The sequence below is a fragment of the Bacillus sp. ILBB4 genome, assembly GCF_035064545.1.
In the GTDB taxonomy this organism is placed as follows: domain Bacteria; phylum Bacillota; class Bacilli; order Bacillales; family Bacillaceae_H; genus Priestia.
Genome location: NZ_JAIQVD010000003.1, coordinates 778751 through 795295, shown reverse-complemented (window position 1 = coordinate 795295; position 16545 = coordinate 778751). Strand labels below are relative to the sequence as shown.

Annotated in this window: 8 protein-coding genes; all 8 read right to left on the bottom strand. The window is 33.8% G+C overall.

From position 1 onward, the window contains the following. Window positions 1-64: 64 nt before the first annotated feature. Entirely contained in the window at window positions 65-2614 is a 2550-nt protein-coding gene (gene pglZ, locus LAV82_RS16245) for a BREX-1 system phosphatase PglZ type A (protein ID WP_499716479.1), read from the bottom strand. Window positions 2615-2717: 103 nt separating this feature from the next. Further along, on the bottom strand, window positions 2718-6149 hold the full coding sequence (gene pglX, locus LAV82_RS16240; RefSeq protein WP_499716478.1) for a BREX-1 system adenine-specific DNA-methyltransferase PglX: 3432 nt from the start codon (window positions 6147-6149) through the stop codon (window positions 2718-2720). Between the two features lie 14 nt (window positions 6150-6163). After that, on the bottom strand, window positions 6164-9730 hold the full coding sequence (gene brxC / locus LAV82_RS16235; RefSeq protein WP_499716477.1) for a BREX system P-loop protein BrxC: 3567 nt from the start codon (window positions 9728-9730) through the stop codon (window positions 6164-6166). Between the two features lie 22 nt (window positions 9731-9752). Further along, window positions 9753-10292, bottom strand: coding sequence for a DUF1788 domain-containing protein (locus LAV82_RS16230; RefSeq protein WP_028413020.1), 540 nt, complete (start codon window positions 10290-10292; stop codon window positions 9753-9755). Between the two features lie 12 nt (window positions 10293-10304). Continuing rightward, the gene (locus LAV82_RS16225) at window positions 10305-10904 is read right to left on the bottom strand and encodes a DUF1819 family protein (protein WP_028413019.1); all 600 of its coding nucleotides are present in this window, start codon (window positions 10902-10904) and stop codon (window positions 10305-10307) included. A gap of 22 nt (window positions 10905-10926) precedes the next feature. Continuing rightward, window positions 10927-13389, bottom strand: a complete 2463-nt coding sequence (locus LAV82_RS16220; RefSeq protein WP_499716476.1) for a HelD family protein — start codon at window positions 13387-13389, stop codon at window positions 10927-10929. Window positions 13390-13588: 199 nt separating this feature from the next. Beyond that, window positions 13589-14914 (bottom strand): DNA cytosine methyltransferase, encoded by a 1326-nt coding sequence (locus tag LAV82_RS16215; RefSeq protein ID WP_499716475.1) that lies wholly within the window; start codon window positions 14912-14914, stop codon window positions 13589-13591. 169 nt (window positions 14915-15083) lie between these two features. After that, the gene (locus LAV82_RS16210; protein ID WP_028413016.1) at window positions 15084-16538 is read right to left on the bottom strand and encodes a 3'-5' exonuclease; all 1455 of its coding nucleotides are present in this window, start codon (window positions 16536-16538) and stop codon (window positions 15084-15086) included. Window positions 16539-16545 lie beyond the last annotated feature (7 nt).

The following is a 16545-nucleotide window of genomic DNA, read 5'->3' as shown; positions in this document are numbered from 1 at the left end:
ATTACATCATTACATTATACCAAAAAAAGCCTTTCTGTCATACTTATTCCAGAAAGGCTTCGCTTTAAACACTATATAGTTTTAATTCAAATTCTTCTTCACTATATAACTCCGTCGTTCGTCCAGAGGCGTCTTCTAAAAGCAATAAACATATATCTCCTGTTTTATACCGATCTTCTAGCAAGTGAAATACTGCTTCTGTTTGACGAGTAGAAACATCCCCCGTTGCATCGAATGTAATGGTTAATTCATTAGAAATACGTTCACCGTTTCGATAAAATGCAGCTCGTAATGTGCGCTCACGTAATTCATTGGATACCTTCTCTTCTTGGAAAAACGGGACAATAAATTGGTAACTTGTAATCACCTTTTGAATTGATGATACACGTACATTCACACGAGCTTGTTCAGATTTACGAGCTTTTCCTTTTACTTGGCGATATTCTATAACTGGAACAATACTTTCTTGTGGCATCGCTCCTCCGTGAACAAAACGCTGTCCTCCTCGTCTCGTAAAACGATTTAATCCTTTTGCAATAACAGCTTCCACACCTGTTAATCCTAAATAATCAAGAGACACTTTCACAGATCCTTGCGGTACATTTAGTCCAGTGCCAATCGCAAAACGCCGGTTAGAATCAAAGATTGTTCCTTTTATACCATCTGTTTTTTGATATTTTTCCACTTCAGACGCCTGATACAAAAATCCATGATCGGTCGTCATAAAAATACGGGCAGCTTCATACGTACCTGTTAATTTTCGAACTGCCGCTTGAATTCTTTCAATTGTACTTTCGACCGCTTCAAACGTGTAGCGTTCTGTCTTACTTGAATCCCCAACTGCATCAATATTATCATGATATAAGTACACAACACGTTTACCACGAATATACTCTTGACCACTCTCTTTATTTAAACTAATAAACTGTTCCATATTTAAGGCGATTGAGTCTGGCTCATTCATTTGTAAAATTTTATTCCGATTTTGGATACCTTTTGTCGATACGCCATCTACGAACACTTGTCCGTCTGATGATATATCTGTGATTTTCCCAGGTAGTAATGCGGCCATTCCTAGTTGTGTATATGTAGGAATTATAGCTTGCATAGAACTAATTTGCACTTCAGCGTTCAGACGTTGACCAAACTTATCAGCTAATTCTTTTCCTGCCTCATAGCGTAACGCGTCTGAAATAATGACAAACACACGCTCTCTGGTTCCTTCTATAATTGGACGAATATAGGTGCTATAAAAATGACGCTGTCCTACAACACCCGGCACTTTCCATTTCGTCACTAATTCTGCATCTAACACATCATCCGTATATTTACCCATAACCGGCAAATATTTTGCTTCGTACCAAAACGTTACCCGCTGCATCAATTCTTGATATCTATCTAAATTTGTACCATTTACAAATACTACATAAATTTGACGATACAATTGATCAATTACATAATATTGATTCGTATACGTCTCATACCATTGCTGTGAGTTAGAAAGAGGGGAGTTTTTTTCAAACAATGCTTTTTGCTCGTAAAACTCTAACACTTTCTCTACTAACTCATACTCTTCATGGAAACGAGTTTTATACCAATAGCTTTTACTCCGTTCTGCCAAAATACCTTTCCACTCAGCAGGTAGAACCGTTTCACTGATAAACAGATCATACAATGCATCTAAAATTTTACGTTCAATAACCGAGAAGGTATCACAACGAATAAAAGCTTGATACGTATGTTGGTCAACTGAATAACTTACTCCCCAATGACGTTCGAGTTCATCTAAAACATTTTCTAAAAAGATTCGTTCATCCGACTTTAACCAGTCATCAATAAACACTTTACAAATGTTTGGAACCTTAGAAGGGTATGTACCTGGAAGCATTTTTTCGTCTACATGAAAAGCATAGTGCTGAAACACAATATGCTCCATAATAGAAAATAAACGATTATCTTCGCTAGGCCTAATACCAAAATAGTCTTCTACAAGATCGAAGAATAACTCTGAATCCATGTACTTTTCAATTTGTACGAAGGCCTCATTTGATTGTTTCGTACCACCCAATAAAATCACACTTTTTAATAAATCCTGAGGATGAATACTTTTAGCATTCACAAGTACTGCTAACATTGTTTGTTCGATATGATCAGGATTAGGCGTATTTGGCAATAATTTCTTAAACTTTGCTATACGCTTCTGACTCTTGAAAAACGTCCAATGTTTTTCAATAAGCGGACGAACAGATAAATGGTCAAGACGTAGCTCTTTCATTTTAATAGCTACTTCATCTGCTTGAAACTCGCCAAATTTCCCACCATAGAGTAGCACATCAATTAAAAAATTATCTTCATCTTTTGGTTTTGTAAAAGGAGCATACACCAAATAAGAGTTTTCTGTGTCTTCTAGCTCTAATAACACCTTTGTACGAAATACATTACTCTTATTTAACTCCCAAACACGAATGCCTTCATTATGTAAAGCTTGCTTTATTGCTTCTAAGTCCCTCTCGTTGCTTTGTGTATCATACCAAAACACAATTGCACGACTAGAAGCTTTATTTTCAACTAATTGTTCTTGGAACAACTGTAATAATTCTTCAATAATATTCATTTGACACCAGCCCTCAAAATTCTTACTCCTAATACTATAGAATATGAAAGATAAAAGTCAATGTAAAGAAAAAAGAGAGAAAAATATTCTCTCTTTTTTAAATCTATTTAATTTTAGCCAGTACATTTTGTAATTTTGCATAGTTTACAACTACGCCATCATCTAAATCTAATGCAATGCGTTGATTGGCTAGTTCTGCTAAACTCTTGTCAAATTCAACGAGTTCATCTTGTTGGGCTTTGATTGTATTTAACTGCTTTTCATAACGTTTCTTGGTTGTAGCTTTTAAATCTGGATTTACTAAATCTTGTTCTAAACGTTTTTGCTCTTGTATTAGCTTTTCTTGCAAGTTTTGCACATAAGAAAAACGCATCGTCGCTAGTGTTTCCGGCGTATAGCGATGTAAATAGAACAGTGCACGGAACCCTTTTTTCTTACCGGACTCTGCCATCCAATAAATTGGACGCTTTTGATAAACCTTGCAGTGATCTTGATAAAACTCATCAAAGAAGTAACGACGTAAACGCTCATTTGGTGTCTCGTTATTTTTCATCGTTAAAGATTCTGCTAACCATTGAAGATTTTCAAATAACGTGTCTTCCCCAAACATTAAAGTTAGTAGCTCTTGTAAACGCGAAATAATATCATGTTCAAAATAAGCAGTATCCGTTAATGGAATAATACCATCTTGATCTGGTCGGAATGATTGGTACTTACTTTCATCCCAATCTCCACCTGCATAAGCTAGCCCTTCAGCGTCTAGGGAGTAGCGTCCCATTATTAACCCTACGCAATAGGATAAGAATGACCTTGTTTCACGAATACGGTCCGCACGCCTAATAGAAATTTCTTCTTCTTTTACTTTAAAGTTTAATTCATTTCGTAAATTATATAGATCAATAAAAGTTTTGTTGATTTCTTCTTCATTTTCTTTTAATTTCAAAAAACTTTTCTTCGCCATATCATTCCAAATAAAATATATATCTTTTAATAACTTCTTTTCATTTTTATATATTAAAAAAGGATGCTGTTTAAAATCCCAAGAAATCTCAAATGAGTCCCAGTCTATTTTAGCTAAATTAATATTTTCTTTGCTAAGTTTAACTACTTTTTGCTCAATTTGATTATCTATTTTATTCATTTTAGCAGCTTTTCTAATATCTCCTATCTGATAGGATACTGTAGGGTTAATAAAAGTTAAAATGTAATTAAATACTGAAGAATTAACTTCTCCTAGTAAAAACTCTGGGCTTTTTTCGTTAATAATTACTGGATTTGTATCATCAAAAAAAACATCTCCTTGATTTAAACGAAAAGATATTTTACCCACAGTGACACGTGACCAGCAAATGTATTGACGTCCAAAATATTTTGAAGCTCCTAATCCACTATTTTTTGAATTTCTCAACTCTTCTCCGTTATTAAACCACTTTAATACGTGCACCATATTACCATACCATCTTCTAAAGGGACCTCCTTTAGCGAATTTTTTCCAGTTATTAAGTTTTACATTCTTATACCCTACTTCGTACCAGAGTCTTAAAAAATAATCGTTATTTCCAGTAAATATTCCTTTAGTAATAACATCTACACTTTCACCAATACTTGGTAAGTTAGCTATCGTAGTTAGGAACGCCTTTGGTATCCAATAAGCTAGTGAATAGCTAGGTATCTTTTTAAAATTCATACTACTTGTTCTGTATCGATAATGAGTTTGACCTGTAATAGCTTCTTTTAATTTAATAGGTTGTAAACTAGCTCCTTTAAATTCTTCTAATTTAACATAGTCACCTATCGTGACTTTTGTCTGTTTTTGTATTACAAAGGTGCAAATTGGAACATGAGCGATATCATAACAAGCATGGTATTCAGGCTGGACTAACGAAGATATAGTATGATTATTAATGATATATTTTCTCAAGTTCTCATGAGAAGAAATAAACATCCACGTAAATGGGGTCATCATTCCTATGAACGCATCCTCTTTTCCCATCTGTAGGCACTTATAAATAAAAGCAGCATAAAGATCTGATTTATAATCTTTATAGTTTTGATCCATGAATTTTTTTAATACAGGATTGTATTTATTATGATAAGGTGGATTTGTGATAACTATTTCATATTTCAAAGATAATAAATACCTTTGTTGTAATAGAGGTAACAATTTATCCTGTAATTCAATAATATAAGTTTCTTCTAACAAATCAACTTCGTTAACATTAAGAGATTCAATTGTCTTGATTATTTTAAGGTAGTCCACGTTTTTGTTTTCAACTTGAATTAATGAACCAAACTGTTTTGCATCCCAACAATCTTTATATAACTCTAAAGGTAATTCAATATTTTTAAATTTTTTCTTCAAAAATTGTAATGCTTCTTCTGAAACTATCTCACCATTAAAAAACTCATAAATATTTAATTTTAAATTGATGGATTTTTTCAAAAACCGACGATGTTTTTCTTGTCCTTTCATCATTAATGCAAAGCTAGCCATTTGAATTGCACGTTTATCAATATCTAACCCATAAATATTCTTTTCTAAAATTAATCTCGGAATTTCTCTTTCCGAATATCCTGCTTCTAGATACATGTCATACAATAAGTCAAAAGCATAGACAAGAATATGCCCCGATCCACATGCTGGGTCAATTATTTTAATATCTTCTACAGAATTAACATTGGGAATTGGCAGCTTTTCAGATGATTTGAGATAATATTCCCATCCGCTTACTAACTCATTTTCTGGATTCCATTCATCATATAACTTACCTAAGGAATTTTGCACCATATATTGTACAATCCATTTTGGTGTAAATAATTGTGTTACGATTGGTAAGTTTTCTTTTGATACCGCTTGATTTTTCAATCCTCCAACTTGTTCTTTTCTTTCAGACATATAATATTGATATAACCAGCCAATAACTTCTACTTCTTCAAAATTGTCTTCTTCTAAATCTTGAACAAGTCGATTAATTAACGAATCTGCATGAAGCAAAGATTCTGGTAAAAGTAACTCAGTATAATCTGCAACTTTTTCAAAAAGAAACGGCATAATTTCATGCAATTCATTACATTGCGCTACTAAAAGTTTTCGAAATCCTGCTTCACGATTTCCTTCTGCTATATTTCTCGCCACTTCTTCTTTATTGACTGGTAAATCTGCATATTCGTATTCCGTTAAAATATCCGGATCAATTTTCCCTTTTGTTTCGCTAGACAATACACGGATTTTAGATGGTAGGTAGTTATGTAGCTCCATAAACCGAATGGCAATTAAACGGTTAAACCATGTGTATGCAACTTCTTCGATAACGTTATCATAGCCCTTTGTTTCAATTTCTTTTAATAACTTTTGTAAACTGTTTCGATAGATTAAGTCTAATTTCCCTCCATTAATTTCAAGATAATCAGTACCTGTTGTAAGCACAGGAGAGCCTTCGGAAGTAATTCCAAAGGCTTGTGCTCGTAAGGCAATTTGATTTCGTAGTTCGTTACGGGCGTAGACCGCAAATTCTTTTAATGCTTTATTCTTCATTGCCTTGACTCCTTTTATTTCTTAATAATAATTTTATGTCCACTTCGAATATTAGCTAGTAGTTGCTGCTTCATTTTTTGAAGAAATACATCAATATCATTTTCACTATGCAGCTCTAAGTTACTGTTCGATAAGGCTTTATTGATTAGTTCATTTGCCTGAACTTCAATTGGTGGAACTACTACAATTTCATCCTCGTCACCTTTATTCGAAGCTAAATATTCTTTATATAGCTCTTGTACTCTATTTTCTACTCGACGTAAATCATTATTAGCAATCTGTGTGTACGTATAGACACGTGAGATGCTTTCTACTTCTGTCAATTGCTCAATACGTCTAGAGAGTTCTTCCATTTCTTTTTGCAAGAACAATTTAACTTCCTCAACGTCATAACGGTTTTGAAGAGACTCCATTTGTTTGCGAATGTTTTCCATTTGCTCTAAGTGTATCCCTAACTCTTCTTTTACAAAGTTTGTCAACTCCGATTTCAATTTTTCATTTAATACGGGTAAATGAGGGATCTCACGATATGGATTATCCATTGTTAATATTGTATTAATTTGATTTTTAATAGTTTGTACTTCGCTTCTATTTTTAGCTACATCTAAATCATCAGCACGGTCTTTAAGCAATTGAACACTTTCATCAAAATGTCGAATGGCATTTCCTTTATAAAATGAAACATGCGTGCTTAGCTGTTCTGACCAATCTTCTAAGTCTTCATCAAGCTCAATGAATTCATCTACAAATTCCTCACGATTAGAAATGGCAAGCAAATCATCAATTCCATTTTTAATTTTACTGAGTTCAATTGTACCTGGATACGGATAATGTGTGTTTTCACGTGATTTCAATTGCTGAATTTCTTTCATAGGCTGTACGAAGTACCTGTCAATTTGCGAGCGGATATTTTTAGAAATATCGTCGTACGTTTCACTAATCTCATAGCTATTAAATATCTCTCGCATAATCTCAGTTACTTCTTTACGAATCCGCTGTGGTACGATCACTTCTGCTTCTACAATTATTTTTTCACGTTCAGATGCTTTTGTAATGCGTGATACGAATTGTGCATCACCTATTCCAAAATCGTTATTCATATAGGTAACTTTGATTTTACCACCGTGAACCAAAGCTGCAACAAGACCAGCAACATCATTTTCACTCCAACCATATGGAACATCTCTAAATTTATCAACTACTGTCTTCATTGTGACAATTTGACGATTGCGACTTTCTTCTAAGTAGCGGAAAAGGGTATCATACGCTAAATTGTTGGTAAATGTACCATCTAAATTACCTTCAAGACCTTGAGTTGCCCATTTATAAATTGTGTCATTCGCATTTTTCACTGGAACTGGCTCATCCATATAACTAAGGTAATTATATGTGTTACGAACTAACGACTCGAACGCTCCTTGAAGTTGATTATCAAGATTACCTTTAAATGTATGCTCTTGACCTTGAATAAAATATTTAGCATGGAAAGCTGCTTCGGCTAACGCTTCTTCAGCTTTTTTCTCAAACTCACTAATTTGTTGGCGTTTTTCGTTTAAGATTTGACGCTGTTTATCAGTTAATCCTGAAGACATTTTTTTGTTTGCGTACGCTTGTATTTTTTGTGCATATTGCATTGGTTCAAAGAATCTAGCAGAGTACTCTTCAGGAATAAACATAATAAGTAAGCCAGAATTGGCTTCTAAACGCGCCTGCTCTTCTGTCATATCCGTTGTAACAACTTGCAGTGTTAATGCATTTGTCTTCCCACCACGGTTGTACGTATCAAAGCTTTTGTTAAACTCAAAATCATGTGTTTTTTGATAGCGATAAGACTTCATCGAGATGATGTCTTCATAAAACATCTTTCCTAATGCATCTGTTACATTTGCCTCATTCACATGTTCATTTTGAATTTCTCGGTTAATTTCTTGTTCGTCATCACTTAAGAATACAAAAGTTTTATCCGCATTTTCAGCAATTAGCATTTGCTGGCGAAGACGATTTAATGAGCGGCGTATATCCTTTTCTAGTTCATTCTTAATGCAATCAACACTATCAACAAGTAAGGTCGTAATATTATCAACTGTTGCTTTGATTTCATCGATTCCTTTAATCATAAACAGTACTTTTAATACTTCAACATCAAAATCTGTAATACCCTCACGTCTATGAGCTTCTGAAATAGTAGCTGCAACAGCTGTACTTAAGAATCGGCGAACTGTTTCATAAAACTGTGAAAAGCGCGCTAACTGATTTGTATCTTCTTCTTTTAATTGAACAGCTACTTCTTGGAAGGCATTTAAAAGAGAGCGCTCGCCTTGGGCTAATGACGCGCCTGCTTCTCCTTGACGGCGTACCTTATTAAATACACGTTGTAATAAAGGTACTTGATACGGTACAAATGGATAGATTTCAGCATATTCATTTCCATTACTAAACCCGTTTTGTAATACGCTCTTATCTTTTTCAAATGTAAGTGTATTGTTTAAACTTTGACCTACTTGATCAAAATCAATTTTTAAACGATCCGCTGTCGCATTCGTTTTCTCAAGCAAACGACGTTTGATAACTTCGTCCGTGTTTGCACTTGTTAAATGAATTTTTGTAGCAAATCTCCCTTGGATTTTAGAAAAGGTGTCAAAACCTTTGACTTTTGTCACTGCATCAATTTGTTCTTGAGAAGTGACAATAACCCATACTTTCCCTTGACAGTGATTTCCTAAATCTTCAACAATCGTCTGCAAATTCAGCATTAAATTGATGTCATCACCAATATATTGACCCACTTCATCCACTAAAAAAGTTAAACGATAATTGTCACCTTTTTCTTGGACATACTTCGCAACCAATTTTGCTAATTCTTCTGAGCTAATTTCAAATGTTTTGTTAGCCCCTTTTAAAATAGTATCTGCAGTTGCTTCATCATACCCAAGTGGTGCTAAGGCTTCAGCAAAAGCTTTTCTTTTAAATGTAATACGAGGTCTTTCCTCAGTCCATGATTTCCCTGTGATCTCTTCAAAATTTCGAACGAACTGCTCATAAACACCTTCTTCAGCAAGTTGGCGCTCTAGGTTGGCAATCCAAAGGGTAGGAGAATATCCTAAATGTTCGTTAAACACTTTTAAGAACACTTCAATAATGGTAGCTTTTTCTTTTTTGCCACCGGCTGACTTAGAATCAATATTAAATAAAATCGCATCACTTTCATATTCAGCAGAACGCTTCATGTTTGCTAGTAATTTTTCGTTACCTGTTTTAGTTTCAAAGAAATCAACTGCTTTTTTTCCAAATACAGGTTCATTATTTAAAAGATAAGATAAAATTTTTAAAAAGTGGGATTTACCTGATCCAAAGAAACCTGAAATCCACACTCCCATTTTGGTTGTAGGATTTTCTAAGCTATAGCTGTAGTTTTCATAAAAGTAAGCCATATTGTTATTGATTTCTTTTGTCATTACGTACTCTTCAAGCTCATCTAAAACAATTCTCTCTTCTTTTTGTCCAGCTTGAACAACACCGTTAATTTCACGATCAATATCTTTTCTAAACAATTCTTTGATTGTAAATGTATCTTGCAGCACTACGTAATTTCCCCCTCAATCTTCAAATCGAAAAAGCACGATAATAACCGTTCGAATCAAAACGGTTGAACAAACTTAAGCCTTGACCTGTATATGTACCAGGATAAAAAACAATGACTGGCGTGTTTGTTACTTTGGCATGCAATTGATTTAATAGTTCATGCGTACGAATTAACTGAAATACACTTCCAATACCGGTAATAAGCAAAATTTGTGTATCTTCAGCTTCCTCTCCAATTCTTTCAACTAATGTTTCTTCTTCAAGTGTAGGACGCATAGCGTCAAATAGCTCTTCCGTCCCCTCATCTTCCTCAAATTGTTTTAATCCGTCCAACGAAATATCTTCAAAAAGACCAATCATCATTTCAAACAAATTTAATACTTTCACCTCTACGGGAAGCTTATCCGAATGATACTTTATTGACTTACGTATCATAATTTCATACTCTGGTTCATAATCAAACACAAAGTATGGTACTTCATTGCCAAGTCCTCTCATTTTCAAAAAATCTTCTTTTTGAATTTCTTCAAAAAAGCGATCTAATTTTTTTTGAATATCCACTCTATTCCTCCATTAATCATTCAACGTATAAGCGAGCAAATCTTGATATTGCTGATTTAGTTCTATATACTCACTCAGCTCTCTACTTAGTGGAAGTGGTTTAATCAAATAACCATCTTCGTTACGCTCAAGTAGTTCCGCTTCAATTAACAACTTAATCATGACTTGTTTTAACTTGTATTTCGTTTGTTCAGACCATTCTCTTACTTGTTCATACTGTTGTTCTTTTTCTTCAAAGAATGTACGAATGGCTCCATCAGTAATGGTTGCTTTAAAGTTATTAAAGTTATAATGAATAACTTCTAAGAAGAAATCACTAGGTAGCTTAAAACACTTTAAAAAGCTATACAATAAAAGCGCATTTTGATCAGAACGGCCACCGCTCAAAATCACTTGTTTTAAATAACCATCTAAAAATGGTGTACGTTTATATACACGAGGAAACAAATCCTTGATAGCTGCTTCGCTGCGGCATTGAAAAATATTCTCTTCAAACACCTTTTCTTTTATCTCTTGTTTAGACAAACCTTGTAACTGAAGATCTATAATTAATTTCATTTCATTTCGATATAAATGCTCCGCAGTAAAACCTGCTGAATATACTCTTTTCATTCTATCACATTCCTTAAACGATCTATTCCTTCATATTTTTCTTTAATTCAGCCCAGCGCTTCCATACTTTTAACCACGCATAAAAATCATAATATCGTTCACGGTCATCTTCAAATGCTTCTATTACCAAATCCTCTTCTTCGTCATCAAACAGGCGAAGTGTCTCTTCACTTGCCACAGCTTTCATTTTCTCTACTTGTGGCTCTACATGCGGGTTTGTAATGTCTGTAGTTAGCCAATCTTCAAAAGACTTTCGAGGCTTAGGTGGTTCATTTGGATCTCGATCCTCTAATAGAGGCGAAATGTTACCTCTATAGAACATATGCAAGCTGTGATGAGCACGCGTTACTGACATATAGAGCAACTTAGCGTGGTGAGTTTCATCTTTGAATGTACTATCGCTAACATCATCTAAAATAACAGCGTCAAACTCCAAACCTTTTACTAAAAATGAAGGAATAATCACAATTGGTTTTGTAAGTTCTTGATGTCCTTCTTTAATTACTTCCATATGGTGAAGGCCGCGTCGTTCCAACTGATCCAATGTATCAATAGCAGATTGTTTCGTTTCAGTTAAAATGGCGATTTTTTTATAGCCTTTTTCTTCAAAGTCCCTAATAGATAATACCATTTCATCATATAGTTCTCCAATACTCATTGCCTTCTTTATCTCGGGCGTGTCACCAACACGATTAACCGGGATAACTAAGGGGAAATCATAATTACTATTTAATAGAACGCGATTGGCCATATCCATAATTTGTTTAGTAGAACGGTAGCTGGTTTGTAAATGAAGTCTTTTATATTCTTTTTCCTTAAAAACATACGACTCGATCTCTTCCCAGCGATCCAACCCATAAAATGCAAATATTCCTTGGCCGATATCACCTAATACTGTCATTGATTTCGCATAATCTTTCATAATCGCAAGTTGGAATGGACTATAGTCTTGGGCTTCATCAATAAAAATATGTTCATATTCTAACTTTTTGCCATTTATTTTTGCATCCAAATAAATAAGTGGTGCTATATCTTCATAGCGAAACTGCTCTTTTTTTATAGTTCTTCCACTTTTAAGCATCAAACTGAGTAATTCTTCATCTAAACCGGGGTGAAAACGGTCAAATACTTTTTTTTGAAAAACGGACTTATACATTAGAATTGCAGGAATATGTTCCATCTTTTTTACATAAACTTGAATTTCAGATTGAACTTTTTCTGAGAGTAAACGCAAACGTAAAGTTTTTGCGTTTTCTAACGCTTCGTACATAGCTTTACGCTCTTCTCCCTCTGGAAGAGTAACTACCCATTTACGATAAGCTTCTTCAAAATCAGTATCAATTTTATCACGTAGATTTCCAACTTGATTTTTACTCCAATTTACAATGAAGCTTTTAACTTCTTTCATTCGTACGTTCAAAGGAAGATGTTCTTTTCCCTCATAAAAACTAATTACGTCTTTTTTAGGCAAAATAAAATCTGTTCCTATGATAATGTCACTGTGGGGAAGCATAGTTTGCCCAATTGACTCTACGAAATCATCCAACAACTTTTTGAAGCGCAAAGAGCCCTTATACTTCGAAACTTTGACTAAGTCTTCTTTATGTGTGGAGTTCTGTACTTTCACATAATAGTCATGCAAATCTGGAATATCATTCACATCTGTAAAGTAAGAAGATGCCCAATCATAGAACGTACGCTGCTCAATCCCCTCTACTTCAATTTCAGGTACAACCTGTTTAATATATGATAAGAAAATTTTATTAGGTGCCAAAATTAAAATATCCTGAGGTTTTAACTGCTCATGATATTGATAAAGTAAATATGAGATACGGTGCAAAGCAATAGTTGATTTACCACTTCCTGCCGCTCCTTGTACAATAATTGTATCCTTTAATGGCAAGCGAATAATCTCATCTTGTTCCGATTGTATGCTAGCGATAATATCTCGCAGCTGATGATCTTCACTTGTATTAGTTAAAATTCCCTCTAAATAGTCATCCATATATTTTACTTTTTGGCCATCTTCGTTTTCGATAATTCCACTTTGTCCAATATCTGTGACATTTACTACTTTTGCATTTTCAACAATTATTCCACGTTTCCCATGAATGACAATTTCACGCGGCACGTTTCCCTCTAAATTAAATGTAGACTGTAAACCTTGATATGCATTGTAAAGCTTACCAAGATTCGTCCTCCAATCTACAACAACTAGCTCCCCTTCGTTATCAATACCTTTTTTTCCTATATATATTGTATCTTGATCAAACTCATCTTCGAAATCTAAACGTCCAAAATATGGATTGTTTTTCGCTTCGTAAAGCTTGCGTAACTGTTTATCTTTTATATCTATTAACTGAGCTTCAACATCACTAGACGCTACAGAATGCTGAACGCCTTGCTTTTTCTCAATTAGTTGTTCAATTATGCTTAATGTTTTATTTAAATATCCCTGTTCTTTCTTTATCAACGGGTTACTCATATAACCTCACCTTTAACTAATTATTCACTGATCTCTTACAAGAGAAAATAGCTATATATCTGTAATTTTGTTATAAAAATATAGCCTTTTTACCCATTATCTAACTATTATTTTATCATAAAAAGATTTTTATTACTTTTATTATATAAAAATAGCTATACCATGATAATGGTATAGCTAAAGAGATGCTTACATCTTTTTATTTCAATATTTCACTAACAGCTCTTGCCATAACGTGTGAACCAAGCGGAGGAACAGCATTCCCAACTTGAGTGAACTGATACGTACGGGGCCCCTCGAATTTATAATTATCAGGGAAACTTTGGATTCTTGCTGCTTCTCTTACTGTTAACGATCTGGCTTGCTTAATGTCAGGGTGAATGTTGTAATGTCCGTCTTTAGCAATGTGTGCTACGATAGTATGTGGAATGTTTTCTGACCAATGAACTTTAAATCTGTCGAGAAATGCCTTTTCATTTTTATGCGTTTTTAATCGAGAAGGTAAATCAAAGTATTTGATCTGCTCTCCTTCTCTAGCTTTTTCGATTGCTAAACGGTAAATCTCTCTATCTCTATTTTGAAGTGGTCTTGCTTTATGGTTCATGATGCCTTCACTATCTTTTCGCATCAATAGCTGATAATCCGTTAAATGTCTACTGTGGTTATTCATATACTCCAAGACAGCATAGTCATCTCCGTTTCCGGGCTCAAGAAAAGGTAAATCAGAAATAATACTATTTGTATCTAATTTATGATTCCAATAAATCTTATATTTATCAAAGTCAGGATATTGATAATTTAATTCTTTTTTAAATCCGAATAAAATAACTCTCTTTCTCTTTTGGCCTACTCCTAAATCTGAGAAATTTAATACATTATTTTTATGTTCACCTTCTTTTCCAGATAATATCGTATAGCCAATACGGTCAAATTCTTCTTGAATAGCTTCAAAAACCTTTCCTTTTTTGGCATTTAATATTCCCGGTACATTCTCAAAAAGAAACGCTTTAGGTTTAAACTCTTTTACTAGATTTAAATAATAATAAAAAAGAAAATTTCTGTTATCTTTTTCTGCAGCTTCCTTCATGCGACTTCTTCCTATTAATGAGTAAGCTTGACAAGGAGGGCCACCTATTAACAGATCTACATGATTTACATTATTATATTTTGCTGATTTTTCAATTAGCCGAATAACTTGGTTAGAAGATGACGCTTCTGGATCGTTAGAAGGATTGCCAAACTTTTTATTTAAAATTTCAAATTCTATTTTCTCTTTCAGCTCTGGATATTTTAAATAAACCATTTCTCTAGAACGTTCAATCTCTTTATACGAATGAGTATTTCTTACGTATTGAAAGTATGTTTCTAAATCCCCATGTTTCTTTAGAAAATGGAAAAATGCTCTTGTTTTTAATGTTTCACATGCCCATTTATCCTTTTCTACTTGGGCAATCGTTTTAAATCTTTCACTTTGAAACCCTTCACTTAGACCACCGGCACCTGAAAACAAATCGATTACTATCAAATTTCATTACCTCTACTATTACTTTTATTCTAAAACTTTACTATACCTAATACTAACATTTGTTCCCCTGTCAGAAAACTATTTTCTAACCTAATTATTAGACGTTATTTTTTCACCACAAATATGTTAACACCTGATAAACAAAAACAGCTGGAAAATACTTCTCCAGCTATTTCTTTATTAAATTGTATAAAGTGGAATCTAAATCTTCAATAAACACTGAATAAGGTTTTACTGCTGTAATAAGCAATGTTTTTTTGGCCCGCGTCATAGCAACGTAAAACTTTTTCCTTTCTCTCGAAAGAAACTCAGCTTCGTCCTCTCCAAGTCCTGGAGTTTTATATGGCAGTTTCCCCTTTTTTAACCCTGTAACTATTACGTGATCAAACTCAAGACCTTTTGACGAGTGAAAAGTGGTAAGTTTTACACCTGGAGAAATCATATCACTCTCTCCGTCTTGCAAATTATAAACAGGTATTCCCTCTAATTCGATAATATCTTTAAGTTTTTTCAAAGTTGCATTCGTATTTGCTATGACTCCAATTGTATCTTCTGGGAAAGTATTTCTTACCTTCTTAATATGGCCAATGATTTGTTTTACCTCATCTTCTCCATTCTCACATAAGCAAAGGTCAGGAATCTTCCCTTCAATATCTGGTTCTTTTGCTTTTATATACTCCTCGTCTTTGGTGAAGAAAGTATCTTTCCCCTGAAAATAGTTAGCTAAGCGTACGATTTGCTTGGTAGAACGAAACGTTTCATTTAAAAACCTACTACGATTTCCGACCACATCAATACCCGCTTTTTTCCATGTAAATGTACGTCGATAAATTTGTTGTCCTTTATCAGCACCTATTGTCAAACTTTTTTTTGCAATAACCTTTATTGCTTTAAGTTGTATGCTATGCAAATCTTGTGCCTCATCAACTAATATATGATCAGGTCGTTTCTTTAGAGGAAGATCTTCCACTTTTTCTATTAAGATACGTGCTAGGTCCTCCCCATCTACTCCTTGATAATGAGAATGCTTTTGTAACAGTTCATTATATTTCTCTAAAACGTGGTAGATTGTTTCACGATGCTTTTTGTTCACTCGAATTTCTGTTCCTCTTCCTACACGTACAACTTTTAAGTATTCTTCTCTACTCTTAATATCACTACCTTTAATCCATTCAATTTCATCACTCAAAAAATCAATTAAAGCTTTTGACTCATTCTTCTGGTCCTTTATTTTCGGAAATGAGACTTTTTCTATTCTCTTATTCACGATATTTTTTGCAAATTGAATAGCTCTTTTTCTTGTATCTCCCAAAATCAGCTTTGTATGTGGATACGTTGTTTCTTTTAAAAGGAGTTTCGCCCAATTGTGGAACGTACATGCTTCAATAGGTTGATCTCCCGTTTTTAGAGCCAATTGTCTAACATAGTTACTTAATGACCGATTAAAAGTCAAGATAGTAAGTGACTCATTCGGAAATTCCTTTAATAAATATTGGGATCTAGCTAAGATGATTGTTGATTTACCGCTACCTGGAATGCCACGAACTAATAATGAACCCTCCGGCTTAAAATTTACACATTGTTTTTGTTTATCTGTTAAGATAATTTTTTCTTTTATCATCATTTTACAT